Origin of the sequence: Vibrio mytili, assembly GCF_000830505.1 — a bacterium.
In the GTDB taxonomy this organism is placed as follows: Bacteria; Pseudomonadota; Gammaproteobacteria; order Enterobacterales; family Vibrionaceae; genus Vibrio; species Vibrio mytili.
This window is the reverse complement of sequence record NZ_JXOK01000022.1, coordinates 89639-116216: the sequence shown is the minus strand read 5'-3', so window position 1 is coordinate 116216 and position 26578 is coordinate 89639. Positions and strand designations below refer to the sequence as shown.

Annotated in this window: 26 protein-coding genes and 3 pseudogenes; 8 read left to right on the top strand and 21 right to left on the bottom strand. The window is 46.6% G+C overall.

All coding sequences use genetic code 11. The annotated features are described in order from the left end of the window. Positions 1-154 precede the first annotated feature (154 nt). The 8 genes from fusA to fkpA all read right to left on the bottom strand — a co-directional run bounded on the left by fusA (position 155) and on the right by fkpA (position 6158). On the bottom strand, positions 155-2254 hold the full coding sequence (gene fusA / locus SU60_RS07865; RefSeq protein WP_041155024.1) for an elongation factor G: 2100 nt from the start codon (positions 2252-2254) through the stop codon (positions 155-157). Positions 2255-2329: 75 nt separating this feature from the next. Further along, a complete protein-coding gene (rpsG, locus tag SU60_RS07860; protein ID WP_005382796.1) occupies positions 2330-2800 on the bottom strand; it encodes a 30S ribosomal protein S7 in 471 nt (156 codons plus the stop codon). 118 nt (positions 2801-2918) lie between these two features. Further along, on the bottom strand, positions 2919-3293 hold the full coding sequence (gene rpsL, locus SU60_RS07855; RefSeq protein WP_004399892.1) for a 30S ribosomal protein S12: 375 nt from the start codon (positions 3291-3293) through the stop codon (positions 2919-2921). 179 nt (positions 3294-3472) lie between these two features. Further along, a complete protein-coding gene (gene tusB, locus SU60_RS07850) occupies positions 3473-3748 on the bottom strand; it encodes a sulfurtransferase complex subunit TusB (RefSeq protein WP_041155023.1) in 276 nt (91 codons plus the stop codon). A gap of 7 nt (positions 3749-3755) precedes the next feature. Further along, on the bottom strand, positions 3756-4112 hold the full coding sequence (gene tusC, locus SU60_RS07845; RefSeq protein WP_041155022.1) for a sulfurtransferase complex subunit TusC: 357 nt from the start codon (positions 4110-4112) through the stop codon (positions 3756-3758). Beyond that, on the bottom strand, positions 4109-4504 hold the full coding sequence (gene tusD / locus SU60_RS07840; protein ID WP_041155021.1) for a sulfurtransferase complex subunit TusD: 396 nt from the start codon (positions 4502-4504) through the stop codon (positions 4109-4111). The genes tusC and tusD overlap by 4 nt, the downstream gene beginning before the upstream one ends. 2 nt (positions 4505-4506) lie before the next feature. After that, positions 4507-5223: a helix-turn-helix transcriptional regulator gene (locus SU60_RS07835; RefSeq protein WP_041155020.1), complete on the bottom strand. Its 717-nt coding sequence runs from the start codon at positions 5221-5223 to the stop codon at positions 4507-4509. A 146-nt stretch (positions 5224-5369) separates the two neighbouring features. Continuing rightward, positions 5370-6158 (bottom strand): FKBP-type peptidyl-prolyl cis-trans isomerase, encoded by a 789-nt coding sequence (gene fkpA / locus SU60_RS07830; protein WP_041155019.1) that lies wholly within the window; start codon positions 6156-6158, stop codon positions 5370-5372. Positions 6159-6283: 125 nt separating this feature from the next. Between fkpA and SU60_RS07825 the strand changes: the two genes are divergently transcribed. Together SU60_RS07825 and SU60_RS07820 are read left to right on the top strand one after the other, a co-directional pair. Beyond that, positions 6284-7270, top strand: coding sequence for a WD40 repeat domain-containing protein (locus SU60_RS07825; RefSeq protein ID WP_041155032.1), 987 nt, complete (start codon positions 6284-6286; stop codon positions 7268-7270). After that, the gene (locus tag SU60_RS07820; RefSeq protein WP_041155018.1) at positions 7267-7494 is read left to right on the top strand and encodes a SlyX family protein; all 228 of its coding nucleotides are present in this window, start codon (positions 7267-7269) and stop codon (positions 7492-7494) included. Before SU60_RS07825 ends, SU60_RS07820 begins: the two co-directional genes overlap by 4 nt. Before the next feature lie 65 nt (positions 7495-7559). Here the strand turns inward: SU60_RS07820 and SU60_RS07815 are convergent, their stop codons facing one another. The 5 genes from SU60_RS07815 to kefG form a co-directional block, all read right to left on the bottom strand. Continuing rightward, positions 7560-8501, bottom strand: coding sequence for an isoaspartyl peptidase/L-asparaginase family protein (locus SU60_RS07815; protein ID WP_041155017.1), 942 nt, complete (start codon positions 8499-8501; stop codon positions 7560-7562). 308 nt (positions 8502-8809) lie between these two features. Continuing rightward, complete coding sequence (gene slyD, locus SU60_RS07810; RefSeq protein ID WP_041155016.1) at positions 8810-9385, bottom strand: peptidylprolyl isomerase; 576 nt, start codon at positions 9383-9385, stop codon at positions 8810-8812. Between the two features lie 91 nt (positions 9386-9476). Next, positions 9477-9677 (bottom strand): YheV family putative zinc ribbon protein, encoded by a 201-nt coding sequence (locus tag SU60_RS07805; RefSeq protein ID WP_041155015.1) that lies wholly within the window; start codon positions 9675-9677, stop codon positions 9477-9479. Positions 9678-9710: 33 nt separating this feature from the next. Next, positions 9711-11507 (bottom strand): glutathione-regulated potassium-efflux system protein KefB, encoded by a 1797-nt coding sequence (gene kefB, locus SU60_RS07800; protein WP_041155014.1) that lies wholly within the window; start codon positions 11505-11507, stop codon positions 9711-9713. Next, the gene (kefG, locus tag SU60_RS07795; RefSeq protein ID WP_041155031.1) at positions 11491-12084 is read right to left on the bottom strand and encodes a glutathione-regulated potassium-efflux system ancillary protein KefG; all 594 of its coding nucleotides are present in this window, start codon (positions 12082-12084) and stop codon (positions 11491-11493) included. The genes kefB and kefG overlap by 17 nt, the downstream gene beginning before the upstream one ends. A gap of 207 nt (positions 12085-12291) precedes the next feature. On the opposite strand from kefG, the gene SU60_RS07790 reads away from it, so the two are divergent. The 6 genes and pseudogenes from SU60_RS07790 (at position 12292) to crp (ending at position 17933) form a co-directional block, all read left to right on the top strand. Continuing rightward, on the top strand, positions 12292-14211 hold the full coding sequence (locus SU60_RS07790) for an ABC transporter ATP-binding protein (RefSeq protein WP_041155013.1): 1920 nt from the start codon (positions 12292-12294) through the stop codon (positions 14209-14211). Next, positions 14208-14696 carry a TIGR02444 family protein gene (locus SU60_RS07785; RefSeq protein ID WP_041155012.1) on the top strand — a complete coding sequence of 163 codons (489 nt, stop codon included), beginning with the start codon at positions 14208-14210 and terminating at the stop codon, positions 14694-14696. Before SU60_RS07790 ends, SU60_RS07785 begins: the two co-directional genes overlap by 4 nt. A gap of 78 nt (positions 14697-14774) precedes the next feature. After that, positions 14775-15781, top strand: a pseudogene (locus SU60_RS07780) (hydrolase). A 97-nt stretch (positions 15782-15878) separates the two neighbouring features. Further along, on the top strand, positions 15879-16091 hold the full coding sequence (locus tag SU60_RS07775) for a YheU family protein (RefSeq protein WP_041155011.1): 213 nt from the start codon (positions 15879-15881) through the stop codon (positions 16089-16091). Positions 16092-16195: 104 nt separating this feature from the next. Next, entirely contained in the window at positions 16196-17065 is an 870-nt protein-coding gene (locus SU60_RS07770) for a phosphoribulokinase (RefSeq protein ID WP_041155010.1), read from the top strand. 235 nt (positions 17066-17300) lie between these two features. Then, the gene (crp, locus tag SU60_RS07765) at positions 17301-17933 is read left to right on the top strand and encodes a cAMP-activated global transcriptional regulator CRP (protein ID WP_005381432.1); all 633 of its coding nucleotides are present in this window, start codon (positions 17301-17303) and stop codon (positions 17931-17933) included. Between the two features lie 128 nt (positions 17934-18061). Here crp and SU60_RS07760 read toward each other — a convergent pair whose 3' ends face one another. The 8 genes and pseudogenes from SU60_RS07760 to rlmB all read right to left on the bottom strand — a co-directional run bounded on the left by SU60_RS07760 (position 18062) and on the right by rlmB (position 26541). After that, the gene (locus tag SU60_RS07760) at positions 18062-18853 is read right to left on the bottom strand and encodes a DUF1338 domain-containing protein (protein ID WP_041155009.1); all 792 of its coding nucleotides are present in this window, start codon (positions 18851-18853) and stop codon (positions 18062-18064) included. Positions 18854-18953: 100 nt separating this feature from the next. Continuing rightward, positions 18954-20414 (bottom strand): succinylglutamate-semialdehyde dehydrogenase, encoded by a 1461-nt coding sequence (gene astD, locus SU60_RS07755; protein ID WP_041155008.1) that lies wholly within the window; start codon positions 20412-20414, stop codon positions 18954-18956. A 27-nt stretch (positions 20415-20441) separates the two neighbouring features. Continuing rightward, positions 20442-21461, bottom strand: a complete 1020-nt coding sequence (gene astA, locus SU60_RS07750) for an arginine N-succinyltransferase (RefSeq protein WP_041155007.1) — start codon at positions 21459-21461, stop codon at positions 20442-20444. A 93-nt stretch (positions 21462-21554) separates the two neighbouring features. Next, positions 21555-22766 (bottom strand): aspartate aminotransferase family protein, encoded by a 1212-nt coding sequence (locus tag SU60_RS07745; RefSeq protein WP_041155006.1) that lies wholly within the window; start codon positions 22764-22766, stop codon positions 21555-21557. Between the two features lie 363 nt (positions 22767-23129). Further along, a pseudogene (locus SU60_RS07740) lies at positions 23130-23710 on the bottom strand (aminodeoxychorismate/anthranilate synthase component II). 160 nt (positions 23711-23870) lie between these two features. Continuing rightward, entirely contained in the window at positions 23871-24887 is a 1017-nt protein-coding gene (trpS, locus tag SU60_RS07735; protein WP_041155005.1) for a tryptophan--tRNA ligase, read from the bottom strand. A 113-nt stretch (positions 24888-25000) separates the two neighbouring features. Next, a complete protein-coding gene (locus tag SU60_RS07730) occupies positions 25001-25687 on the bottom strand; it encodes a phosphoglycolate phosphatase (RefSeq protein ID WP_041155004.1) in 687 nt (228 codons plus the stop codon). Between the two features lie 111 nt (positions 25688-25798). Next, positions 25799-26541 (bottom strand): annotated as a pseudogene (gene rlmB, locus SU60_RS07725) (23S rRNA (guanosine(2251)-2'-O)-methyltransferase RlmB). Positions 26542-26578: the final 37 nt, after the last annotated feature.

The following is a 26578-nucleotide window of genomic DNA, read 5'->3' as shown; positions in this document are numbered from 1 at the left end:
CGATCGTGTTCCTTCCTAGTTATGATTCGCCGTGATCATTATTGATCGACGACGCGCCAGAAATTGTTATTTTATGCGCCAACGCCCGTTAGCGCAATATTTGGACGGTATGATCTCGCAAAAAGTCGTAAACTTTTTGCAATTCAATCGTCAATTAGTAACCACGCTCTGCAATAATTTTATCTGCGAAGTTTTTCGGCACTTCAGCGTACTCGTGAAACTCCATAGAGTAAGACGCACGGCCTTGAGTTGCAGAACGTAAGTCAGTTGCGTAACCAAACATCTCAGATAGTGGCACTTGAGCACGGATGATCTTCAGACCAGCCACACCTTCGTCCATACCTTCAATGATACCGCGACGACGGTTTAGGTCACCAACAACGTCACCCATCCAATCTTCCGGAGTGGTTACTTCGACATTCATCATTGGCTCTAGAATCACAGGTTGAGCTTCTAGTGCACCTTTCTTGAACGCCATTGAGCCAGCGATCTTAAACGCCATCTCACTTGAGTCTACATCGTGGTAAGAACCATCAAACAATGTTGCTTTGATATCCAATACAGGATAACCCGCTAGAACACCACTATTCATTTGTTCTTCGATACCTTTCGATACCGAGTTGATGTATTCCTTAGGAACAACACCACCCACGATTTCGTCGACGAATACGAAACCTTCACCAGGCTCTGAAGGCTCAAGCTTGATCCACACATGACCGTATTGACCACGACCACCTGATTGACGAACAAACTTACCTTCTACTTCCGCTTTGCCACGAATGGTTTCACGGTAAGCAACCTGAGGTTTACCAACGTTACAATCAACGCTGAATTCACGCTTCATACGATCGACGATGATATCTAGATGAAGTTCACCCATACCAGAGATCAGAGTCTGACCCGTTTCGTCGTCGGTTTCCACGCGGAAAGATGGATCTTCCGCTGCCAGTTTACCTAGCGCGATACCCATTTTTTCTTGGTCTGCCTTAGAACGAGGCTCTACAGCAATCTGAATAACCGGTTGTGGGAACTCCATGCGTTCCAGAATCACTTTGTGGTTCTGGTCACACAAGGTATCACCTGTGGTTACGTCTTTCAGACCGATGGCTGCAGCGATATCACCAGCACGAACTTCTTTAACTTCTTCACGCTTATTCGCATGCATCTGCACGATACGACCAAAACGCTCTTTCTTCTCTTTGACAGAGTTGTAAACCCCATCACCTGAGTTTACTACACCAGAGTAAACTCGCATGAAAGTTAGCGTGCCCACGAATGGGTCAGTCGCGATCTTAAACGCTAGCGCTGAGAAAGGTTCATTGTCGTCGGCATGACGTTCAACTTGATTGTCTCTTTCATCGACACCTTTAATAGCAGGAACGTCGATAGGCGATGGCAAGAATTCGATCACAGCATCGAGTACCGCTTGAACACCTTTATTCTTAAACGCACTACCACAAGTGGCTAGAACGATTTCGTTGTTTAGTGTGCGAGTACGAAGTGCTTGCTTGATCTCAGCTTCAGTCAGCTCACCTTCTTCAAGGTATTTGTCCATCAGCTCTTCGCTAGCTTCTGCGGCAGACTCAACCATATGGTTGCGCCACTCTTCAGCAAGCTCGATCATGTCAGCTGGAATGTCTTCGTAAGTAAACGAAGTACCTTGATCGGCTTCATTCCAGTTGATCATTTTCATCTTGATAAGGTCGATGACACCTTTGAAGTCCTCTTCGGCACCAACGTTAAGCTGGATTGGAACAGGGTTCGCACCAAGACGATTTTTAATTTGGTCCACAACGCGTAGGAAGTCTGCACCCGCACGGTCCATCTTGTTCACGAATACCATACGTGGAACGTGGTATTTGTCAGCTTGACGCCATACTGTTTCAGACTGAGGTTCAACACCAGATGAGCCACAGAACACAACCACAGCACCATCAAGTACACGAAGAGAACGCTCTACTTCGATAGTAAAGTCAACGTGTCCAGGGGTATCAATGATGTTTACGCGATGCTCTGGGAATTGTGCTTCCATACCACGCCAGAAAGTAGTAGTCGCAGCGGATGTGATAGTGATACCACGTTCCTGCTCCTGCTCCATCCAGTCCATGGTTGCAGCACCATCGTGAACTTCGCCGATTTTGTGAGAAAGGCCAGTGTAGAACAGAATACGCTCAGTTGTGGTTGTTTTTCCTGCATCTACGTGAGCACAGATACCGATATTGCGGTAGCGCTCAATAGGAGTTTTACGAGCCACGATTGTATCCTCTTACTAAGGTGTACCTTAGAGTATAGAAAAGTGCTGCGAGAGGACCTCGCAGCACAGAAGGTATTACCAGCGGTAATGTGCGAACGCTTTGTTCGCGTCTGCCATACGGTGAACGTCTTCACGTTTCTTAACAGCAGTACCTTTGTTCTCAGACGCGTCTAGCATTTCAGCAGCTAGGCGTTGAGCCATAGATTTTTCACCACGCTTGCGCGCAGCTTCAACCAACCAACGCATAGCAAGTGCGTTACGGCGAACCGGACGTACTTCTACAGGTACTTGGTAAGTTGAACCACCAACACGGCGAGATTTAACCTCTACCGCAGGGCGTACGTTTTCAAGAGCTTCTTCAAAAATAGCTAAGTGGTCTTTACCAGACTTTTCAGCCATAGCATCTAGTGCAGTGTAAACAATTTTCTCTGCAGTAGATTTTTTACCGTCAACCATTAGGATGTTAACGAATTTTGCCAGCAATTCAGATTTGAATTTCGGATCTGGAAGGATCTTACGCTGACCAATGACGCGACGACGTGGCATGGATTTTCTCCGTTGTCTTCTTCAGGTTTTATCCAAAACTTTTCAGTTTTTTCAAAAAAATAAAATTGAAAATAAGTGTTTGGCCTTACTTAACGCTTTCTTTTTAAAAAGAGAGCAATTAAGACTTAGGACGCTTCACACCGTACTTAGAACGACCTTGTTTACGGTCGTTTACGCCAGCACAGTCAAGTGCGCCGCGAACTGTGTGGTAACGCACACCTGGAAGGTCTTTAACACGACCGCCACGGATTAGAACAACTGAGTGCTCTTGAAGGTTGTGGCCTTCACCGCCGATGTACGAAGTCACTTCGAAACCGTTTGTCAGACGTACACGACAAACTTTACGAAGTGCTGAGTTAGGTTTTTTAGGTGTTGTAGTGTAAACACGAGTACATACACCACGTTTTTGTGGGCACGCTTCTAGTGCAGGCACGTTGCTTTTAACAACTTGCTTTGCACGTGGCTTACGTACCAACTGGTTAATAGTTGCCATTAACTAGCTCCTGAATTTACTTGAAAGTAAGCTTTGTGAAAAATCTAGCCCTAACTGCCATTGGCAATTAGGGACGCAAAATTCTATGCAGCAGTGGGAGGTGTGTCAAGAAATATACGAATCTTTTTTGTTCAATGCTATGAACCCAGCTGTAAAGTATGCTCGACAAGAAAGACGATTCAGTCCCAAGTTAGCGATTTGTCTTGATTTGCGGTTAGCTCAACAAAGCCAGAATAGTTTACGATTTGGATTGAGGGGCTGATACGATTGACCATGCCACGCGCCTGAATGTCACTCTCCAACACAAAGGTTGAGGCTTTTTTTAGGTGATGAAATGCTGGGTGCTGAGGGTTTGCACTGTATATCGCATCTTCGATCAGGAGAATATCATCCTGTTCGCTGTACATCGCCATCGCATCCTGTAAGGCTGGCACGGATTTTATGATATGTAACATGACTTCCTCAGAATGACAGTAATTTGCCAGCTTGCTGCAGCTTGTCTTTGACTTGCTCGGTATTTAGTGTCTGAGCATCAATCACGAGGTCCGCTTGAGCTAACCCTCGCTGTGCAAGTGACTCGACACAGACAAACACCTGCTCGATATCATAGAGATCGAACAACTTCAGCATAGGTGCGTAATCCTTACTTAAAATACCACTCGGGTCTTGTCCCAGTAAAAGCTGATACACACCATCACCCGCGAAGATCACACTAATGTTTTCACAGTATGCAGAAGCCGCCAACAGAGCGTCTACGCCTTCACGCCCAGCGGTACGACCATGAGGTGCACTACGAAATAGATACGTTAACTGACTCAAAATTGGACCACTCTATCTTGGGTGAGCATCGCTTCTGCTAAGCTGCCTAATCCCGCTTGCTCAAAACCCACCGCTAAGTTGTTTTGCGTTAAGCCGTGTTGGGTTGCCTCGCCTTCACTGATGATACCACGACGCAAAGCGGCAGCCACACAGGTTTCAAGCCGTACATGATGCTCTTTAGCTAACACTTGCCACGCGCTACTTAGATCAAATTCATCATTAGCAGGTACGCTCAGTGCCGTGCCGTTAGTGACCCCGTCTTGATAGAAAAAGACACTGACCAGTGTGTGGCCCTTCTCAATCACCGCTTGGGCAAATTGATAGGCACTGCGAGCCGATTGGCTACCGTAAACCGGACCATTGACGACCAGAGTGTAGGTTAATCCACTCACGCCTATTCATCCTCAGTTTTGCGCTGACGAATATACAAATACACCGTATGCTTGGAAATGTTCAGGCGGTCAGCAACACGGTTAATCGCGTCTTTGATGTCGAAGATACCTTTATCGTACAGTTCCATCACGATTTGACGGTTCTTGGTATTGTTGGATACCGATTTATCTGCGTTAATCTCTTCAATAGTACGCTCAACGGTTTGGTCGACGAGCTCTTCAACATCACTGGCAAAGTTCACTGATGAAGCTGCTTCCTCCGCTTCCTGTGTTGGCATGAACGAATGCAAAACTTGAGAAAATGGCGCGTCGAGATTGACGTTAATACACAGCAAACCAATCACACGGTTTTCACCGTTACGGATCGCGACTGTAATCGACTTCATCAATACGCCGCCTTTAGCGCGGGTAAAGTAAGAGCGTGAGAAGTTACGCTCTGAGCCTTCAATGTCTTTCAACATCTTAAGTGCCAAATCCGTAATAGGAGAACCGACTTGACGCCCGGTATTTTCGCCGTTGGCGATTTTAATTGCAGACGTATTTAAGTCTTCTAGAGAATGAAGAACAATCTCGCAGAATGGGCCAATTAAGCTGGCAATACCGTCGACGACCGCTTCATAAGATCTCAAGATGATTTTATCGTGCTCAGTAAACGGCATCACGTTAACGGATTCCATTTCGAGCAACATCTCTGCGTTTATTGTTTCTGTAGTTGTCATAAGCCTTCGAGCGAAAAATCAACAAATTGATGTAAGTTTATCAGAAAATTTGAAAAGCAGCCTAGCAAACTCACCAACTAGTGACCTAGAACAAAAAAGGCCCGCTAAGCGGACCTTTTTCAATAGCTTAGCTCGAAAAGTTCGAATTACTCAGCCTTGTCACCGTCATTCTCAATTTTTAGCAACTCAACCTCAAAAACAAGCGTTGAGTTTGCTGGAATGCTTGGTGTATCTTGCTCACCGTAAGCGAGCTCTGGCGGGATAACAAATTTGAATTTAGAGCCCACAGGCATGAGCTGAACGCCTTCTGTCCAACCTGGGATAACACGGTTTAATGGGAAGGTAGCTGGCTCACCACGATCGTATGAACTGTCAAATTGAGTGCCATCGATCAATGTACCTTTGTAGTGTACTTGTACCGTATCGGTATCTTTCGGCATCTCACCTTCAGCAGGTGTTAGCACTTGGTATAGTAGACCAGACTCAGTCTTCTTCACACCATCTTGCTTTTCAAACTCTGCACGGAATTCATCACCTGCTTTCTTAGAAGCGGCTGCTTTCTCTGCGGCTTGCTTTTCCATCTTCTCTGCGACACGCTTGTCTAAAGATTCTAGTGCAGCACGAGTATCTTCTTCGTTAAGCTCGGCACTGCCGTTAAAGACATCTTCGATTCCTTTAAGAACTAGGTCTTTGTTTAGGTCGATACCAATCTCACTTGGCTTTTCGATGCTAGTGCTTAGGTAGTTAGCAAACGAAACACCGATTGCGTAAGCCGCCTTATCATCGTCGGTTTTAAAGTGAACGGCTTTGCCGGTTTCAGCCTGAACTTGCTCCGCTTGAGGTGCTGCTGTTTCTTCTTTTGTTTCTTCTTTCTGACAACCTACCGCTAGCATAACTGTGGCAGCAAGTAGCGACACTTTTAAAACTGATTTCATTCATTTCTCCCAATAATGGCTTTGCCATTGTTTTTTACACAAATCTTCTTAAGACTAGTGAAGATAATCGTTCTACCAATATACTAGCTATATGTCTTAAGACACAAACCGGATTATTAGATGTGATACAAAGAATTTCTCATTTATTCCTATATTTAGTTGTCATCACAACGTTAAATGGCTGTTTTTTCATCGAGCAGGAAGTACAACGTTGGCCAATTGAACCCCAAGGCTCAACCAGTTTCGCACTGAGTAGGGATGGTCGGTTTGGTTTGCTCTATTCGCAACAACACCATCTGATGTTATGGGATTTAGAACAAAATGAACCACTCGCTCAACTCGGAGAACTGGATGCAGACAAAAATACGGTCTCCCATATTCGCTTTTCTGACAACGGTCGCTATGCGGTTACCGCGAGTCAAATGAACTTTGCAGTCTGGGATCTCGGCTGGAGTCAGTCTAAAGGGCTTTGGTCTATTTCAGACGCACTAATCCGAGACATTGACATCACCAACAATGGCGAACAAGTCCTACTTGGGCTTTCAAACGGTAAAGCCATTTACGTCAATTTAGTCACCGGACGGCGCTTGGAGTTCCTTGCCCACCGAGAAAAAGTGAACTCTGTTGCGATTTCGCCTAACGGCCGCTTCGCGCTCACCGGCGGAAATGACTACAAAGCCTACTTATGGGACACGGAATCAGGTCAGATTTTACGTACCTTTGAACATGAACAAAGAGTTGTGCGTGTGGCATTGCAACGGGATGGAAAACTGGCGATGAGTTCTGATGGGGGTAATCAAGCGATTATCTGGAACTTAGAAACGGGAGAGCAACTATCCCAACTGCGCAGTTGGTCGCGCCAATTGATTTTCTCTACCGCCCGTTTTTCCGATGATGGGCATCAACTGGTTACTGGAACCCCTTCGGGTCGAGTCTCGGTGTGGGAGACGAAAACAGGTAAGCGCGTTGCTAGATTTGAAGTGGAACCGAAAAAAGATACTCGCCCTCCACGTGCGGTCGTGTATGATGCAGCCTTTGATTCCAAACAACGTGTAATTACTGCCACTTCCGCAGGCATCGCCCAAGCTTGGCAGTTAGAGAACGGATCATGACAGAAAAACTAATTCAGCAACTGGAAGCGCGCATTAATGACCTTGAGTGTCAGGCCGCCTTTCAAGAACAGACGATTGAAGATCTGAACGAAGCGCTGGCTCAACAGCAGCTTTTGATCTCTAAGATGCAAGATCAAATGAAGTACGTGGTGGGGAAAGTGAAAAACATAGATTCATCTGAAATGAGCGATCCAGCCAATGAGCCACCACCGCCACATTACTAATGTTGAAATTGCTCAATGATATCAATAAAGCCCAGCCCTGACTGGGCTTTATACTGTTATCACACTTACTCATCAGCGTAGATTTTGATATTTAATTCACCTTGCGTGTTTATCCCCGCACGGTACATACCAGAACTGTTCATCGCAAAATGCAGCTCACCTTGCGCATCAATGGCAATTAAACCGCCTTCTCCGCCCATGGTTTTGAGTTCACCTTGAATCACCGCTTCGCTGGCGGTATGAACATCTTCTTGCAAATAGCGCATACGTGCCGCCACATCTTCTGCCACACGTTTACGAATAAAAAACTCACCTACGCCGGTTGTAGACACAGCAACGACGCCATTTTCCGCAACCGTCCCACAACCAATGAGAGCAGAATCCCCTACTCGTCCATACTTTTTATTGGTCACACCACCAGTGCTCGTCGCAGCAGCTAAGTTACCATGCAGGTCCAACGCCACCGCGCCTACCGTGCCGTGTTTACGATCATCTGGGTACTGCGATTCAGAAAGCGCAAACAGCCCCTTTTCTCGCATCGACAATAATTGTTCATAACGGCGATCGGTGAAAAAGTAATCCTGTTCGGTGTATTGATGTCCCTGCTCGAAAGCAAATGCTTCCGCACCTTCTCCGATAAGCAGAACATGATGGCTGTTTAGCATCACGTCTCTTGCTAGCTCAATCGGATTTTTAACATGCTTGATGCCAGCAATAGCGCCTGCAGCTAAGCCATTGCCGTCCATAATCGAAGCGTCCATCTCAACCATTTCTTTGTGAGTGAGCACCGAACCTTTGCCAGCATTAAAATGAGCAGAGTCCTCAAGTACTTTAACTGCTGCAACAACTGCATCAATGGCTGTACCGCCATGTGCGATAACATGATGCCCTGTTGTTACCGCTGTCTCTAAATCCGCCCTGATGGCTTGTTGCAATTCATCACTCATGTGCTCACGCAAAATCGTGCCAGCGCCGCCGTGAATCGCGATAGAAAATGGTTTACTCATACGTCGTCCGATAGGTTAGTTTCAGGGTTATACCAATCACAGTGAATAAGTGCTCAGAAATAGCGTAGAAAAAATGCTTGAGAACAAGGCGCAATTTTGCGGTAAGTAGTTATTCTACAATCAACCTACTTTATAAACGAGAAAGGCAACGAAGTTATCGAGTATTTTAACAAGCTAGAATAACCCGTTATTTACTACGATTGGTATTCTTAGCACGACACCGCAGATAAATAAAAAGCGCGAGTTGAAACCTCAACTTGCGCTTTTTAAAGCTTTATTAGATGCGTTTATCTAAATGAGTGCTGCGATTAGTGAGAGCCACAACCGCCGCCGCCACAACATTCGTGGTCGTCGCCTTTATCTTCGCCACCACAGCAGCCACCTTCATGATCGTGGTCATGGTCATGGCCACAGCCGCCCGCTTGATGAACATGACCGTGTTCGATCTCTTCCGCAGTCGCTTCACGAGTCGCCATCACTTCAACTTCAAACGTCAGTGTTTGACCAGCAAGCATGTGGTTGCCATCAACCACAACTTCTTCTCCGTCAACTTCCGTCACTTCGACCGGGATTGGACCTTGATCGGTATCAGCAAGAAAACGCATGCCAACTTCGATTTGATCAACGCCTTGGAAAACGTCAGCAGGAACACGCTGTACTAGCGCATCACTGTGCTCACCGTAAGCTTCTTCAGGAGCCACCGTTGCAGAGAACTTGTCGCCAGCCACTTTACCGTCAAGCTCTTTCTCAAGCCCTGTAATTAGGTTGTTGTGACCATGTAGGTAATCGAGAGGCGCTTCAGCTGTAGATTGATCCACAACAACACCATCTTCCAACATTACTTTGTATGCGAGGCTTGCAACAACGTTCTTTTCAATTTTCATACTAACTCCAGAGAGGTTCATTGACTTAACCTGAACGGGGTTAAGTACTGGGGTAACAGGGGTATTATGGGGATCAATTATCGAAGTTCAATTATTCCGGCTTAAAAATTCCGATCATTTCCTGCTCTGAGTGTTTATTTTTCTCTACAGATTGTGGTTTACGCTGTTCGCTAAAGCCACACTCGACACACTCGACTAATTCAATGTTATTTTCAATCCACCAGCGTAAAGTATCTTGCTGACTGCAGTGTGGACAACTCGCGCCCGCAATAAAACGTTTTTTAGCTTTCACTATTCTTCCTTTCTCGCGTATTTTCTACGCGTATTACTTCCAATGATTTGGCGACTGTCGGTCACTTTCCATCTCACGACCAAAGATCTCTTCAAGCTCTTTACGGGCTTCTTTAGCTCGCTGAGCGAGCTTCTTGTCTTCGTTATGTTGAGGTAATAAGTCCTCTAGCATAGCATTATCTAATTTACGAAAATGTGCTTCTGCCCGCTTTGCTTGGTATGGATGCATACCAAGTTCAATCAGTGTTTGACGGCCAAGGTCAAGCGCACCCAAAAAGGTCTCACGCGAATAATTAGGTACGTCGTGACTGATCAATTGATAAGCCTCGACACGGCTGCGTGCGCGGGCGAGCAATTTAAGGTTAGGAAAATGATCTCGGCATATCGCCACAATCGCCATCACCTCATCCGGAGAGTCAGTACAAATCACCAAGGCTTCCGCTTTGTCTGCACCAGCGGCGCGTAACAGATCAATCTGAGTCGCATCACCATAAAACACTTTGTAACCATACCTACGCAACAGATTGATCTGGCTAGCATCGCTTTCTAAAACCGTCACTTTGATTTTATTGGCATACATGAGTCGTCCAACTACCTGACCAAAGCGACCAAACCCAGCAATGATGACGCGCGGACTGCGATCAATGACTTTCGTACTTACTTTTTCTTGTTCCTGATTTAACGTATGCGCAAACCACTTTTTCTGCCCCATCAGGATCAACGGTGTGGTCACCATAGACATACTAACCACCACCAATAAAAACGCGACTTGCTCCTTCGTTAAAATGCCCTCTTGATTGGCTGCGGTGAAAATGACAAAAGCAAATTCTCCTCCTTGGCTTAATATCGCGGCCATTCGGCTACGCGCCTTTGAACTCACTCCCGCCACTCGAGCCAATCCATATAGCACCAACCCTTTTACGACGACCAACGCAACAACCGCAGACAAAATTTGCAGCGGATACAACGCCAGCAATCCTAGGTTCACCGCCATACCCACAGCAATAAAAAACAAACCAAGCAGTAAACCTTTAAATGGCTCAATTGCAATTTCCAGCTCGTGGCGGTATTCACTTTCCGCCAATAAGACTCCGGCCAAAAAGGTTCCCAATGCCATGGACAGACCGAGTTTTTGCATCACCACGGAAATGCCCAGAACCACCAGCAAAGCCGCGACCGTAAATAGCTCTCGAACCCCACTCATGACCACAAAACGAAACAAAGGACGCAGTAAAAAGTGCCCCCCGATCAACAACGCAATGACACTCCCCAGCACCGTCAATACATCAATCCAGCTCCCTGAACTTTGCCCTCCGGCTAACAGGGGTAACACCGCAAGCATCGGAATCACCGCAATATCCTGAAACAGCAGAACGGCAAAACCAGATTGCCCAGTTTCAGTACCATTAAGCCCTTGCTCCTCAATGACTTTCAGTGCGATTGCAGTGGAAGACAACGCAAGTCCCATCCCAACCACCAGACTGACTTGCATGCTCAAACCAAACAGATTGATAACGCTGCCCAATACCACGGTAGTGACCACCACCTGAGCCCCACCCATGCCTAGAATCGGCCCTCTCATCTGCCATAATTTTTTCGGATTCAGCTCCAGACCAATCAGAAAGAGCAGTAATACGACCCCGAGTTCAGCAAAATGCAGAATCGCATCGACATCACTGATCAATCTGAGTCCCCATGGACCAATTAGCACGCCGGCAAGCAGATACCCTAGTACCGAACCAAGTCCAAACCGTTGCGCTATTGGTACTGCTATCACCGCTGCAGAGAGAAAAACCACGCTACTTTGTAGAAACTCACTGGTCATCGCCATGTTCACCTCCCAATTCGTTTAACGGCCAACCTTGAAGCGGATTGGTTAACCATTGACGATAACACTCGGCATGCTCATAACGTTCAGCATCGGAGACATTCCGCGACCAGTACAAGACTAAGGGCTCTATCCAATTCATTTGACATAATGCTGCTGACAATTCAAAGGGTTGTAAAATCTGTTCTAACGGGTATTTGTTATACCCCTTGGTACTAAATGCCTCCTCTTTGCCACCTGTGGTAATCACACTGCGCCAATATTTACCTTTGAGCGCACACCCCTCACCAAAGGCAAACCCTTTACCCAGAACACGGTCTAACCATTCTTTTAACAGCGCGGGACAGGAATACATATAAAGAGGATGATGAAACACAATCACATCATGCTCTAACAGCAGAGCATGCTCATGTTTGATATCAATAAAGAAGTCCGGATAAGCCCCATATAAATCGTGCACCATTACATGTTCAAGTGATTGGATTTTCTTAATCATCACTTGATTTGCAATGGAGTTATGTGGCTCTGGATGGGCATAAATGACCAGAACTCTTGGGAGATTAGGCGATGCTGCAGCCAAGTGATCATCCTTGTGGTTGTTTTTATCCGTTATCAAATTGTTATACGTTTTTGTGCCGCATAATGCAATTAAAGCGAATCCATCGACTTTTACCGCCAATACCCCTACTATTCACCGCAAGATATCCAAAGCATAAAAATCGTACGCCAGACACCATTTTGGTAGACGAGCAAGCAACGCGCACTGCGCAAAGTGAACGAAAACCTTATGATTACCTTCTCTGACATTCAGCTACTGCGTGGCGGTAAACCTCTACTAGATCACGCCTCAGCCACCATCCACCCTGGAGATAAAGTGGGTTTGGTTGGCAAAAATGGCTGCGGCAAATCGACTCTATTTGCTTTACTAAAAGATGAACTATCGATTGATGCAGGTTCATTCAGCCAACCCCAACAGTGGGAACTTGCTTGGGTCGCACAGGAAACTCCGGCCCTAGACCGCAGTGCACTAGAATATGTCATTGATGGGGATCGTGAGTATCGCGATCTTGAAAAACAACTCGCCGATGCAGAAGAAAAAGACCAAGGTACGTTGGTCGCAGAATTGCATGGCAAAATCGAAACTATCGGTGGCTACAGCATTCGTGCCCGCGCTGCGGAATTATTAGATGGATTAGGCTTTAGCCAAGAGCAGATGAGCTGGAGTCTTACTCAGTTTTCTGGTGGTTGGCGTATGCGCCTTAACCTAGCACAGGCACTACTTTGTCGCTCTGATTTGCTATTGCTCGATGAGCCAACCAACCACTTAGACTTAGATGCAGTCATGTGGCTAGAACGCTGGCTGCAAAACTACCCTGGCACGTTGATCTTAATCTCCCATGACCGAGATTTTTTGGATCCAATCGTCGGTCGCATCATTCATATCGAGAACCAACAATTGAATGAGTACACGGGCAACTACTCGTCATTCGAAAACCAACGTGCGCAGAAAATGGTGCTACAGCAAGCCATGTTCGAAAAGCAGCAAAAGCAAATGTCGCACATGCAAAGTTATATTGATCGTTTCCGTTACAAAGCCTCCAAAGCGCGTCAGGCTCAGAGCCGGATTAAAGCACTGGAACGGATGGAAAAAGTATTGCCTGCACAGTTTGATAATCCATTTAGTTTTCAGTTCCGTGAGCCTGCCGCATTACCGAACCCTATCATAATGATGGATGAGGTTTCGGCAGGTTACGGTGACCATTTAATTCTGGAAAAAATACGCCTTAATCTGGTACCAGGCAGTCGTATCGGCCTACTGGGTCGTAACGGTGCGGGTAAATCAACCTTGATCAAATTGCTCTCTGGTGAACTCAGCGCCCAAGGTGGTAACCTGACCTACTCGCAAGGGGTCAAAATCGGCTACTTCGCCCAGCATCAATTAGAGACCCTACATCCAGAAGAAACCCCGCTGCAACATATGATGCAGATCGCACCGGATCAAACCGAACAGCAACTGCGCGATTACTTAGGCAGCTTCGGTTTTCAAGGCGATAAGGCACTGGAGAAGGTTGCCCCTTTCTCCGGCGGTGAAAAAGCACGCCTTGTTTTAGCACTGGTTGTTTGGCAAAAACCGAATCTACTGTTGCTCGATGAGCCGACCAACCACTTGGATTTAGACATGCGTCAAGCGCTGACGATGGCCCTGCAAACCTTTGAAGGCGCCATGGTAATCGTCTCGCACGACCGCTATCTGTTGCGAGCGACAACCGATGATTTATACCTAGTGCATGATCGCCAAGTGGCTCCGTTCGATGGAGACCTGAACGACTATTACAAGTGGCTAACAGAACAACAAAGGGCAGAACGCAAAGAAGCGCAGGCGTCACAACCTGCTAAAGACAGCACCAACAGTGCAGCGGCCAAAAAAGAACAAAAACGCCGCGAAGCAGAGTTTCGTAAACAGACCGCGCCAATTCGCAAAACCCTGACACAGTTAGAAAACAAAATGGATAAGTTAGGTGCTGCACTGGCAGAAGTAGAAGCGCTATTAGCAGATAACACGCTGTATGACGCCGAAAATAAGTCTAAACTAAATGATGCGCTGGCACGTCAAGCATCCAGTAAGTCGGAGCTTGAAGAAGTCGAAATGGAATGGATGTCTGCACAGGAACAGCTGGAGCAGATGGAGGTTGAGTTTAATCAATGACAAATAAACACGCAGAATACACCTTGACTCTGGAACATTTATGGCAGTTTAGTCTGCAATTTTATGGTGTGCGAGAAGTCAAAGAAGCGTGCTTATCTTTACAAAACAACTATCACGGCAACGTGAATCTGCTGCTGCTGCTCAGATGGCTGGACGAGCAGCAGCTTATATTTCAGGAAAAAGACTGGCACCTGGTGCAAAGCTGCCTTGGCCGCAGCGAAGCATTACTCCACTCATTTCGCGACTTACGACGCCATCTCAAGTCGCAAGTCAACGACACCTTGTATCGGGAATCATTGCAATTTGAACTGCAACTCGAAAAACAGCAACAAGCGGACTTAGTGGAATGCATCAACTCACTCAGTTTAATAAAAAACGATGGTGACCCACTCACACTGCGTTACTGCCGACAGTTGGGAGGTGAGCATTTGCAGCACGCTTTTGCTATTCCGGTACCAAACATTCACCCACAGAGACACCCATAAACCTGTAGAATACCTATAATATAGTTATATCAATAAGCCCTCCCATGGATGCTGGAGGATAATTAAGAGCAGTTAGGTATGACACAATTTATCGCAGCCGCTGGGATTAAAAACCCGCACCTTCAGACGTTATTGCCTCGCTTCATTAGGAAAAAGGCGTTGTTTTCGCCTGCCTGGCAAACTTTGGACACCCTTGATGGCGACTTTCTTGATCTGGCCTGGAGCGAGGACGCCAGCCAAGACTCAGCAAAGCAAAAACCCATTTTTATTCTTTTTCACGGACTAGAAGGCTGTTTCTATAGCCCTTATGCTAATGGCTAATGAACGCCTTTTCCCAATCAGGATGGTTGTCCGTGATGATGCATTTTCGTGGCTGTAGTGGCAAACCCAACAAAACAGCCCGTGCTTATCACTCTGGTGAAGTTACCGATGCACGGTACTTTTTAGAGCACCTTAACGAACGCTTCCCGGATAACCCCAAAGTCGCGGTAGGGATTTCCCTTGGCGGTAACATGCTAGCCAACTACTTAGCTCAATACCGCGAGGATCCCATACTCACAGCCGCAACGATTGTGTCTGCACCGCTTGATTTAGCCGCTTGTGCTAGCCGAATCGAACAGGGGTTCTCAAAAGTCTATAGACGTTACTTACTATCTTCGCTCAAACGTAATGCATTGCAAAAACATGATTTATTGCATGGTGAACTGGCCTTGTCGTATAACTCGATCAAACGCGTGACCCGGTTATATGAATTCGACGATTTGATCACGGCACCACTGCATGGTTTTAAAGACGCACAAGACTACTATGAACAATGCTCTGGGCTATCCAAGTTAAAGCAAATTACTTTACCGACCCTTATCATTCATGCGAAAGACGATCCCTTTATGACCGATGACGTTATTCCTAAATTCGTGCTACCCGATAACATCGACTATCGACTTTACGAACATGGTGGTCATGTCGGTTTTCTCTCTGGGAGTACTTTAAAACCCACATTTTGGTTGGAAGAAGCGCTGCCTGCATATTACGAATGTATTGCCGCCGAATACCTGTCTAAGGTATCGCCTCGCCATACACAGTAAATGTGATCCACATTCAACCAGCCCTCCCCCATTCAAGCCATTGGTGTAGCTAAACAACTCGGCTACCAACGGCTCATCATAAAATTTAGAGGTATTTATGATTATTCCCTGGCAAGACATCTCACCAGAAACTCTGGAAAACTTAATTCGTGAATTTGTTTTGCGTGAAGGTACCGATTACGGGTCAACCGAAGTATCTTTGCAAGACAAAGTCGATCAGGTAAAAACTCAGTTGGAGAAAGGGGAAGCCGTCATTGTCTTCTCTGAGCTACACGAAACCGTAGATATTCAACTAAGCGCAAAGTTCTAACACCTACTCAATGACATGCGTTTATGACGTGCTATAGTGGGTCATCAACCGTTCAGCAGCCCATTGTTGAACAGACAGGTACGTAAATTTCGACAAGGTTTGTCATGTCAGCGAAACACCCAATCATTGCGGTCACCGGTTCTTCCGGTGCCGGCACGACCACTACATCTGAAGCCTTCCGTAAGATGTTCAATATGATGAACGTTAAACCCGCTTGGGTAGAAGGTGACAGTTTCCATCGGTTTACTCGCCCTGAGATGGACATTGAGATTCGTAAGGCTCGCGAACAAGGTCGACACATTAGCTACTTTGGTCCACAAGCGAACGACTTTCCCGGCTTACAAGATTTTTTTCGTCAGTATGGAGAAGATGGCACAGGCAGCATACGTCGCTATCTGCACACTTTTGACGAGGCAGTGCCGTATAATCAGATGCCGGGTACGTTTACTCCCTGGCAAGATCTCCCAGAAAACAGCGATGTACTCTTTTATGAAGGGTTACATGGCGGCGTCGTTGATGGGGATGTCAATGTCTCGCAGCATGTGGATTTTCTGATTGGGATGGTACCGATCGTTAACTTAGAATGGATTCAAAAATTCGTTCGTGATACGCGAGACCGGGGACACTCTCGTGAAGCCGTCATGGATTCGATTGTTCGCTCCATGGACGACTACCTGAACTACATCACGCCACAGTTTTCCCGCACGCACATTAACTTTCAGCGCGTGCCAACCGTGGATACGTCAAACCCGCTGAATGCGAAAGGCATTCCAAGTCTGGATGAAAGTTTTGTCGTCATTCGACTGCGCGGTATCAAGAAAGTCGACTTTCCTTATCTATTGGCGATGATCGATGGTTCGTTTATGTCGCGTCATAACACCATTGTGGTGCCAGGGGGGAAAATGAGTTTTGCCATGGAGTTGATTGTGCGACCAATCCTACAACAGCTTATCGAAACGGGAAAAATTGGCTAAAAACCTTGCTGCTTAGGTGTTTACTTTTCATACCGTGATCATGTGCACAATTTTGCGTACAAATTCTCAATCATGGCACGATTAAAATCAAGAAATCGTTTTAGAAAAAGGATACTATTTCTTACCGAGACACAAGAGAGCTTGCACCATACAATAAGTGTTCTTATTCTAGTGAATCTAAGTGAAACTAAAATATGGATAGCGCAAGCGTACCCTGCAGAGGAAGTGAGATATTATGGTTCTAGGTAAACCTCAAACCGACCCAACATTAGAGTGGTTTCTTTCACATTGTCATATTCATAAGTACCCATCAAAGAGCACGCTGATTCACGCAGGTGAAAAAGCGGAAACGTTGTACTACATCGTCAAAGGCTCTGTCGCGGTTCTTATCAAAGACGAAGAAGGTAAGGAGATGATCCTTTCTTACCTCAACCAAGGAGACTTTATTGGTGAACTTGGTCTATTCGAGGAAGACCAAGAGCGTACAGCTTGGGTTCGCGCTAAATCTCCTTGTGAAGTTGCTGAAATTTCTTTCAAGAAATTCCGTCAGCTGATCCAAGTTAACCCGGACATCCTAATGCGCCTTTCTGCGCAGATGGCTCGCCGCCTTCAAGTTACTAGCCAAAAAGTGGGTGACCTAGCGTTCCTAGACGTAACTGGTCGTATCGCTCAGACGCTTCTGAACCTTGCGAAACAACCAGATGCAATGACTCACCCTGACGGCATGCAAATCAAGATCACTCGTCAAGAAATCGGTCAGATCGTTGGCTGTTCTCGTGAGACAGTAGGTCGTATCTTGAAGATGCTAGAAGAGCAGAACCTGATTTCTGCTCACGGCAAAACCATCGTGGTTTACGGTACTCGTTAATCCTGCATTAACCGACCGGCAATCAATTGAAAAAGCCACCAATGGCAACATTGGTGGCTTTTGTTGTATTTACGACACAGATACAGAGTGACTACCCAGATGTGGTATAGGAAATGCAGACGGTAAAATTAACGGTTCGTACTTTCAAAGATTTTATCCGCTGATGCCGCCACAAATCCGGGGTAGAGGTCACCGTTTTCCATTGGATACCGCTTAGCAAACTCATAAAATCCGCCAGGGATGTTCTCTGTTCCTTCTGTGAACATCACGGTGACTCTGTCCGCCATCGTTGACGATTGCTCAAGCAGAACCTCAGGTGACCCTTTCACCTCTCCGCCAGACTCGTTAATCACAAAACCCGCCTGACGAAGATGATCATTCACTTGTTTCACCTCATCAAACTGACTTAACTGGTTGACACTCACCGTGAAATGATTGGCGCCATAACCGTGAGCAGCCAACCAAGAGGCGTATTCGCTCTCCTTGGCTAAAGTCTGAAAATCAGCAAAACTGAGCTCCCACAAACGTCCAGCATATAAAAACTCGTGCCCCGCAAGCTGACTCTGATTCACTTGTGCCACTATCTTCGCCACGATGGTTTGCAGTGCTGCAGAACACTCTTCGACTTTGAGTTCACTGATAAAAACTTTTGGCTGCTTCGGATCCGGATGCTCATAGTGCTTAGCGATCAGTTTTTTGCTTTCAAATACGTAGTCACCACACGCTTTATACCCTACCGCTAAAAACGGCTTTGCGAGCGTTTCAATACCAAGAGGGGCAACATTGAAAGTACGCAGTGCAATATGATCATTAATTAATGGCTCATCTTCCTGAAGCAGCTGATGGACTTTAGCTGCTGAAGGACAAAGGCGCTGAATATAGTCTTGCCATAATGATTTGAATAATACATCGGGCGTCATAACCGCTCCTTGTTACGAAATGCATGGGTTCAACGATAAGATGACTGCTCGTCCACAGCCCTAGGGCCGTCCAGAATAATGGTCGAGCAGTCCTGTCTTGTCACGATAGGCTAACACCAGGACTCAATGCCACTGGCAATACCGTTTCTTGGCCTTCCATCGAGGCCATTGGGTAGGCACAATAATCCGCTGCATAGTAAGCACTTGGACGAAGGTTACCTGACGCTCCCGGACCACCAAATGGTGCGTCACCGCTGGCGCCCGTCAATTGGCGGTTACGGTTGACGATACCAGCGCGGATATGATCAACGAAGTATTCCCATTCTTGGTCATCAGTAGAAACAAGGCCAGCAGATAAACCAAAGCGGGTATCATTGGCCAACGCCACCGCTTTTTCGAGTCCTTCGTAGCGCACCACCTGAAGTAATGGACCAAAGTACTCTTCATCGGGAAGTTCAGCGATATTCGTCACATCAATGATGCCCGGAGTCACAAACGCGGCTTGAGCAGCCTTCGCCTCGACCAAGCTTTCCCCACCTAACGATTGTAGATTGGCTTGCGCGTCGAGGATAAATTTCGCTGCTGCAAGAGAAATCTGCGGTCCCATAAACGGGGCAGGCTCAGCAAAGGGCTGATCGACACGAATCGATTGGGTTGTAGTGACTAACTTGGCAATCAACGCATCCCCTTTCTCCCCCTTTGGTACATATAAGCGGCGAGCACAGGTACATCGTTGTCCTGCACTAATAAAAGCAGACTGGATGATGGTATACACCGTCGCGTCTAAGTCACCGTACTTTTCTGAAATGACCATCGGGTTATTGCCCCCCATTTCGAGGGCAAGCATTTTATCCGGTTGACCCGCAAACTGACGATGTAGGATATGGCCCGTATTGGCACTACCTGTGAATAATACGCCGTCGATGCCTTTTGCATCAGCAAGCGCGATACCAGTCTCTTTGGCCCCTTGCACTAGGTTGATCACCCCCTTCGGTAAGCCAGCCGCTTCCCATAGTTTCATGGCCAACTCACCCGTCCAAGGCGTTTGTTCAGACGGCTTAAATACCACGGTATTACCCGCTAACAGTGCAGGAACAATATGACCATTTGGCAAGTGCCCCGGGAAGTTATACGGGCCAAACACCGCCATCACACCCAGAGGTCGATGACGTAAAACGATTTGGTTGCCAGCCGCTTCACGCGTCGCTTCTCCGGTGCGTTCATGGTAGGCACGAATTGAGATAGCAATTTTGCCAGCCATCGCCGCAGCTTCTGTACGAGTTTCCCAAATAGGCTTTCCCGTTTCTTTAGCGATCACTTCTGCTATCTGCTCACTGTTTTCTTTTACCTTTTCGGCAAACGCCAACACTATCGCTTCACGTTCAGTAAAAGGGCGATTTTTCCAGTCAACAAAAGCAGCACGGGCAGCAGCGACCGCTTGATTAACTTGCTCTGCTGTCGCCCCCTTTCCTTGCCAAATCACTTGTTGATCATAAGGAGACAGAGACGTTAATGCTTCCCCAAGTCCTTCTACCCATTCACCTGCAATCCAATGTGTCATTGTTTTCTTCCTACATTCTGTCATCTGTTATTGAGCCAGAAGGCGCACAAAGTCCCCTTCCTCAACCAATAGCGCGTCCGCAAGTTCTGGTGCCAGAATAACCGTTTGCGTTTCTGAGTCGTACGAGGCTTTTGCTGCCGCAGCACGGAAATTCTCAAAGGATGAGTTGCACATCAAGTAATCTTGCATGCAGTCATGCTCAGCCACTTTTACTTTGGCTCTAAACGATTCGCGCACAGACTCAATATTACGCAAATCACATTCCACCGTCGGACCCGCATCGAAAATATCGACATAGCCGCGATTGGTAAATCCCTCACGCTCTAACAACTTTAAAGCTGGGCGAGTATTATCGTGAACTTTGCCAATCACAGCTTGAGCTTCTGGGCTTAAGAGATTGATATATATTGGCAATTTAGGCATTAAGTCAGCGATAAACCCTTTATTGCCAATCCCCGTCAAATAATCTGCTAGTGTAAAGTCAATCGAGAAGAAGTGTTCCTGTAGCCATTGCCAGAATGGTGAATTACCATTTTCATCTGACACACCACGCATCTCTGCAAAGATGGTTTGCGAAAAACGCTCTGGATGTTCCGCCATCATCAAAAAGCGGCACTTTGACATCAAGCGACCATTCAAGCCACCGCGGAACTTCTCACGTAAAAACAACGTACAGATTTCGCTGCTGCCAGTGAAGTTGTTGCCAAAGGTCAAAAGCTTAACGACATTATTAACACCGAGTTTCGGTGAAGAATGGACAACTTTACTGATATGGTATGAGTAAAATGGAACATCCCAGCCAATCGATGCTTCGATGCCGGTGGTACCTGCGACTTCCCCCGTCTCGGAGTCAAAGCCGACCATCAGGTAACCTTCATCACCAGCTTCCGTTACGTCCGGTTTATGAAAACTGTACTCTGAGTGTTTGATTCGATTGGTTAACAGTTCTTCGTTAACCGGCAGTGATGTAAATCCATGACCAGACTCAACCGCACAAGTGTGCAGTGATTCATAATCAGACATTGCAATAGGGCGAACAACTAGCATCAATATTCCCTCCAGATGCAAGAAGATCCTAACAGTAGCGTAGGAACAGAGCCCCCATCAGAGGTCTCTGATGGGGGAAATCGGCGTGTCGCGTTAAATTAAAGACGCAATCGCTTTATCCAGTTTGGCTAAGCCTTCTTCGATTTCTTGGTGTGTAATAACGAGTGACGGGGTGAAACGGACAACATTCGCACCTGCAATTAATATCATGAGACCTTGCTTACCAGACGCGACCAAAATGTCACGAGCACGACCTTGCCATTCTTCATTAAGTGCCGCGCCTAGTAATAGTCCTTTACCACGCACTTCAGAGAAGAGGTTGTATTTAGCATTGATCTTCTCAAGGCCTTCTCGGAACATCGCCTCGCGCTCTAATACGCCAGCCAATACTTCCGGCTTAGTGACTTCGTTGACTACCGCTTCAGCGACCGCACAAGCGAGTGGGTTACCGCCATAAGTTGAGCCATGCGTCCCCACTTTAAGGTGTTCCGCCAATTTCGCGGTTGTCAGCATGGCACCGATTGGGAAGCCGCCGCCTAGTGATTTAGCCGTGCTCAGGATATCAGGCGTAATACCTAAACCTTGGTAGGCATAAAAGTGGCCAGTACGACCATTACCAGTCTGTACTTCATCGAAAATCAGTAGCGCATTATGCTTATCACACAACTCGCGCACCGCTTGAGCAAACTCTGGCGTTGGTGGCACGATGCCTCCCTCACCTTGCAACGGTTCCATCATAACGGCACAAGTCTTATCTGAAATTTGCTGCTGCAACGCTTCGATGTCGTTGTACGGCAGGTGTGTGACATTACCAGGTTTAGGACCAAAACCATCAGAATAAGCTTCTTGTCCACCTACCGTAACCGTGAAGAAAGTACGGCCATGGAAGCCTTGTTTAAAAGCAATGATTTCAGACTTTTCTGGACCATAAACATCAGCGGCATAACGGCGCGCCAGTTTCAGTGCGGCTTCGTTCGCTTCTGCGCCCGAATTAGCAAAGAACACACGTTCGGCAAAACAGAGCTCAGTTAATAACTTCGCCAAACGCAAGGCAGGTTCATTTGTCATGACATTGCTCAAGTGCCATAAATTATTGGCTTGCTCGGTCAGCGCATCGACCATAACTGGGTGACAATGACCAAGGCAACTCACTGCAATCCCACCCGCAAAGTCAATGTATTCCTTGCCGTCCTGATCCCAAACTCGCGAACCTTTGCCTTTCACTGGGATCATTTCCATTGGGTTATAACAAGGCACCATTACCTCATCGAATAGGCCTCGTTCTACTTTGTTTTCCATTGTCATTGCACTTTCCTTCTTGATACCGCTGGCTTTACAGATAAGTGAACTTAGAGCCCTACCCTCTAGCAAATAATGTTTTGCATTTAAGCCGATACAGCATTGTATTTACATTTAATTAACTATTTCAATAGTGATTTATTCTTTTTGCATTCCACATCAACCACTATTAGTCACTGTACATGATTATTTATGCATCAAGAAGAAAAATTACAGAAGTCGTTTTTTGTAAAACTGATGTAAGACAAGGAGCAGGGAAAGAGGGGGAGTTTGAGCATCCCCACCGAGAACAATCGCTCGCATATTCTTGCATTCTAGCGACGGGGTCTAAAAATGAATAATTTGTTAAAAAAAGTGATCAGGATCAGATCATTTACGCGCAAGAAAATTGGCAAGCAACTCATGCCCTTGCTCGGTCTTAATTGATTCTGGATGGAATTGTACCGCATCAATTGGTAGGGTCTTATGTTGATAACCCATAATTTCATCCATACTGCCATCGGGTAGCTCAGTCCAAGCCGTCAGCTCAAAAACATCCGGCAAGGTACCATTCTTCACCACGAGGGAATGGTAGCGAGTCACGGTCAGTGGGTTGGCAAGATTTTTAAACACACTACGCCCAGTATGACGGATCGGGGAGGTCTTACCATGCATCACTTGTCGAGCACGTACGACTTGTGCGCCAAACACTTGTGCAATCGCTTGATGACCTAAACAAACCCCAAGAATGGGCAGTTTCCCAGCAAAATGCTCAATCGCTTCTAGGGAAACGCCCGCTTCATTCGGCGTACACGGACCAGGAGAGATGACAAGATGAGTTGGATTCAAGCTTCGATGCCTTGAATATCGATTTCATCATTACGCACAACTTTTACATCCGCGCCCAACTCACAAAAGTATTGATAAAGGTTGTAAGTAAAAGAATCGTAATTATCGATGATTAACAACATAAGGTTTCAGCTACCCCCAATCCATTCTGGCATGACGTTATCAACGAAGCTGAGTGATAACTAAAGGCGGTATTTTGCAACACCAAACCAGAAAGGCAAGCTTTTGCGCAATAAAAAAGCCCCAAGGTATGGGGCTTTGATATTCACATTTGATTACCGCTTACGGACGAGCGACAAAACCTACTGCTGCGTAGGCTTTTTTCAGAGTTTCAGCAGCGCGAGCTGACGCTTTTTCTGCACCTTGCTGCATCACTTCATCCATGTAAGCTCGGTCAGCTCGAATGCGGTGGTACTCAGCCTGAATAGGCTCTAGCATGGCTACAACCGCTTCACCCACGTCTTTCTTGAATGGGCCGTACATTTCGACACCCTGATACTTCGCTTCAATTTCTTCAAAGCTCAAACCGGTTGCCGCAGAATAAAGCCCCATCAGGTTGGCAATGCCCGCTTTATTCTCGATATCATGACGAATGCTCGGTGGCGTTTCCGTGTCGGTTTGCGCCTTATTGATCTTCTTAAGGATCGATTTTGGTTCTTCAAGCAGCGTAATAACGTTCTTGCGATTGTCATCTGACTTCGACATTTTCTTCGTCGCGTCTTGTAGGCTCATCACGCGCGCGTTAACAGTCGGAATGTACGGTTCTGGCACGGTGAAGATTGGGCTTTCTGGCGAGTAGATGTTATTGAAGCGCGTTGCGATGTCGCGCGCTAACTCTAGGTGCTGCTTCTGATCGCTACCAACAGGCACTTGATTTGCACCATAAAGCAAAATATCAGCGGCCATCAATACCGGATAGTCAAACAGACCAACATTCACATCGTTCGCATAACGGGCGGATTTATCCTTGAACTGAGTCATACGGCTCAGCTCGCCCATTTGCGTATAACAGTTAAGAAGCCAACCAAGTTGAGCATGCTCTGGGACATGTGACTGAACAAATAGCGTGCTCTTCTTCGGATCAACACCTACAGCGAGACAAATTGCTAGTGCGTCTAGGGTCGCTTCATGCAGCGCTTTGGGGTCCTGACGAACCGTCACCGCATGAAGGTCTACCACACAATATTGGCAATCATAGTCGTCTTGCATCTGGTGCCATTGACGTAGAGCACCCAAGTAATTACCGATACTTAGTTCACCTGACGGTTGAACACCACTCAATACAATGGGTTTGCTCATTAGAATGATTCCTTTGACTTCTTTAATCTAATTAAATAAAAACCGTGCGGCGATAAGCGCACGGCTCTTCAGTGTACTCATTAGCGAGTATTTTGAAAGATCTTTTGTCACCGTTACGCAGAAACAGCGACGACTTCCAATAATTCCGACAAACGGTCGGCGACAACGTCCGGGTTTGATGCCGAAATAGGCTCTCCGTGGTTATAACCGTAGGTCAAACCGAAAGACGCCACTCCAGCATTTTTCGCTGCAAGAATATCGTTTTTCGAGTCACCCACCATCAGCATCTGGCTTGGTTGCACCTTATGTTTTTCCATTAGCCAGTTTAGCGCGACTGGATTCGGTTTTTTCTCTGGGAAAGCATCGCCACCTAATACATCGACAAAGTACTTTGCGATGCCATGCTGTTCTAATATATCAGGCACAAACTTCGAGGGCTTGTTGGTTACGATAGCGAGCGTAAACCCTGCTTGATATAGCTCCTCCAGCGTTTCTTTTACCGTTGGATAAAGGTGACTCAGTTTATGACCGCTTTGCTCGTAATAGTCATCAAACAGGATCCTGGCTTGTGCTCGTAGTTCGTCGCTTAGCTCCGGGTTGATGGTTAGACTTTGGCTCAATGAACGGCTGATCAATACATCCGCACCATTACCCACATAATCACGAACCTGCTCTTCAGAGACTGGAGGGAAACCCAGAGCTTGAACGGCTTGGTCTGCGGCAACGGCTAAATCTGGCACACTATCAAGTAACGTTCCATCCAGATCAAAGACGATGAATTTTATAGATTGTTGAGTCATAACTTCCCTACGCATGAGCTAAAATAACAAAGGATGGTTGCCCATCCTGAGTTTTGGTCATTATCACAGACCTTTATTTGATGATTATTTAATGCAAATTTTGCTTTAACGCTATTTTGAAGCAAGCCGTTGACGTACTGCTTCAAACAAGCAGATGCCAGAGGCAACCGATACGTTTAAGCTGGATACACTACCTGCCATCGGGATTTTGATCAAATCATCACAGGTTTCGCGCGTCAAGCGGCGCATGCCGTCACCTTCTGCTCCCATAACGATAGCCAGAGGACCGGTCAGTTTTGCCTGGTAGATATCGTGAGTCGCTTCACCGGCAGTACCAACGAACCATATGCCTTGCTCTTGCAGTGAACGCATCGTGCGCGCAAGGTTGGTCACGCGGATCAAAGGCACCACTTCGCTGCGCCACACGCGACCTTACTCACTGTTGCATTCATGGCTGCAGAACGATCTTTAGGTACGATGATCGCAGCCGCACCTGCGGCGTCTGCATTACGTAAGCAAGCACCCAGGTTGTGTGGATCCGTTACCCCATCCAGCACTAATAACAGTGGTGCTTCATGCTGCGCCAAAATGTCATCGATGTCATTTTCATTCAGCTGTTTCGCAGGTTTGACTCGGGCGATGATCCCTTGGTGATTCGCGCCACTCGCCTTGTCATCCAAGGTTTTACGCGTCATTTGCTGAATCGATACGCCACACACCTGCAAATCATTCAGGATTGGCATTAAGCGGTCATCTTGGCGTCCTTTCAATACATACGCTTCGACAAAACGCTCTGGTTCACGTTCTAATACCGCTTTCACGGCATGAATACCGTAAAGAAATTCGTTACTCATTATTTAACCTGTCGTTCCGGTTATACCAACCTAACTC

Coding starts and splice junctions, on each gene's coding strand:
- rpsG (WP_005382796.1), bottom strand. CDS start 2,800: ATGCCACGTCGTCGCGTCATTGGTCAGCGTAAGATCCTTCCAGATCCG.
- rpsL (WP_004399892.1), bottom strand. CDS start 3,293: ATGGCAACTATTAACCAGTTGGTACGTAAGCCACGTGCAAAGCAAGTT.
- tusB (WP_041155023.1), bottom strand. CDS start 3,748: ATGTTACATATCATAAAATCCGTGCCAGCCTTACAGGATGCGATGGCG.
- SU60_RS07835 (WP_041155020.1), bottom strand. CDS start 5,223: ATGACAACTACAGAAACAATAAACGCAGAGATGTTGCTCGAAATGGAA.
- fkpA (WP_041155019.1), bottom strand. CDS start 6,158: ATGAAATCAGTTTTAAAAGTGTCGCTACTTGCTGCCACAGTTATGCTA.
- SU60_RS07820 (WP_041155018.1), top strand. CDS start 7,267: ATGACAGAAAAACTAATTCAGCAACTGGAAGCGCGCATTAATGACCTT.
- SU60_RS07815 (WP_041155017.1), bottom strand. CDS start 8,501: ATGAGTAAACCATTTTCTATCGCGATTCACGGCGGCGCTGGCACGATT.
- slyD (WP_041155016.1), bottom strand. CDS start 9,385: ATGAAAATTGAAAAGAACGTTGTTGCAAGCCTCGCATACAAAGTAATG.
- kefB (WP_041155014.1), bottom strand. CDS start 11,507: ATGGCGATGACCAGTGAGTTTCTACAAAGTAGCGTGGTTTTTCTCTCT.
- SU60_RS07790 (WP_041155013.1), top strand. CDS start 12,292: ATGATTACCTTCTCTGACATTCAGCTACTGCGTGGCGGTAAACCTCTA.
- SU60_RS07785 (WP_041155012.1), top strand. CDS start 14,208: ATGACAAATAAACACGCAGAATACACCTTGACTCTGGAACATTTATGG.
- SU60_RS07775 (WP_041155011.1), top strand. CDS start 15,879: ATGATTATTCCCTGGCAAGACATCTCACCAGAAACTCTGGAAAACTTA.
- SU60_RS07770 (WP_041155010.1), top strand. CDS start 16,196: ATGTCAGCGAAACACCCAATCATTGCGGTCACCGGTTCTTCCGGTGCC.
- crp (WP_005381432.1), top strand. CDS start 17,301: ATGGTTCTAGGTAAACCTCAAACCGACCCAACATTAGAGTGGTTTCTT.
- SU60_RS07760 (WP_041155009.1), bottom strand. CDS start 18,853: ATGACGCCCGATGTATTATTCAAATCATTATGGCAAGACTATATTCAG.
- astD (WP_041155008.1), bottom strand. CDS start 20,414: ATGACACATTGGATTGCAGGTGAATGGGTAGAAGGACTTGGGGAAGCA.
- astA (WP_041155007.1), bottom strand. CDS start 21,461: ATGCTAGTTGTTCGCCCTATTGCAATGTCTGATTATGAATCACTGCAC.
- SU60_RS07745 (WP_041155006.1), bottom strand. CDS start 22,766: ATGACAATGGAAAACAAAGTAGAACGAGGCCTATTCGATGAGGTAATG.
- trpS (WP_041155005.1), bottom strand. CDS start 24,887: ATGAGCAAACCCATTGTATTGAGTGGTGTTCAACCGTCAGGTGAACTA.
- SU60_RS07730 (WP_041155004.1), bottom strand. CDS start 25,687: ATGACTCAACAATCTATAAAATTCATCGTCTTTGATCTGGATGGAACG.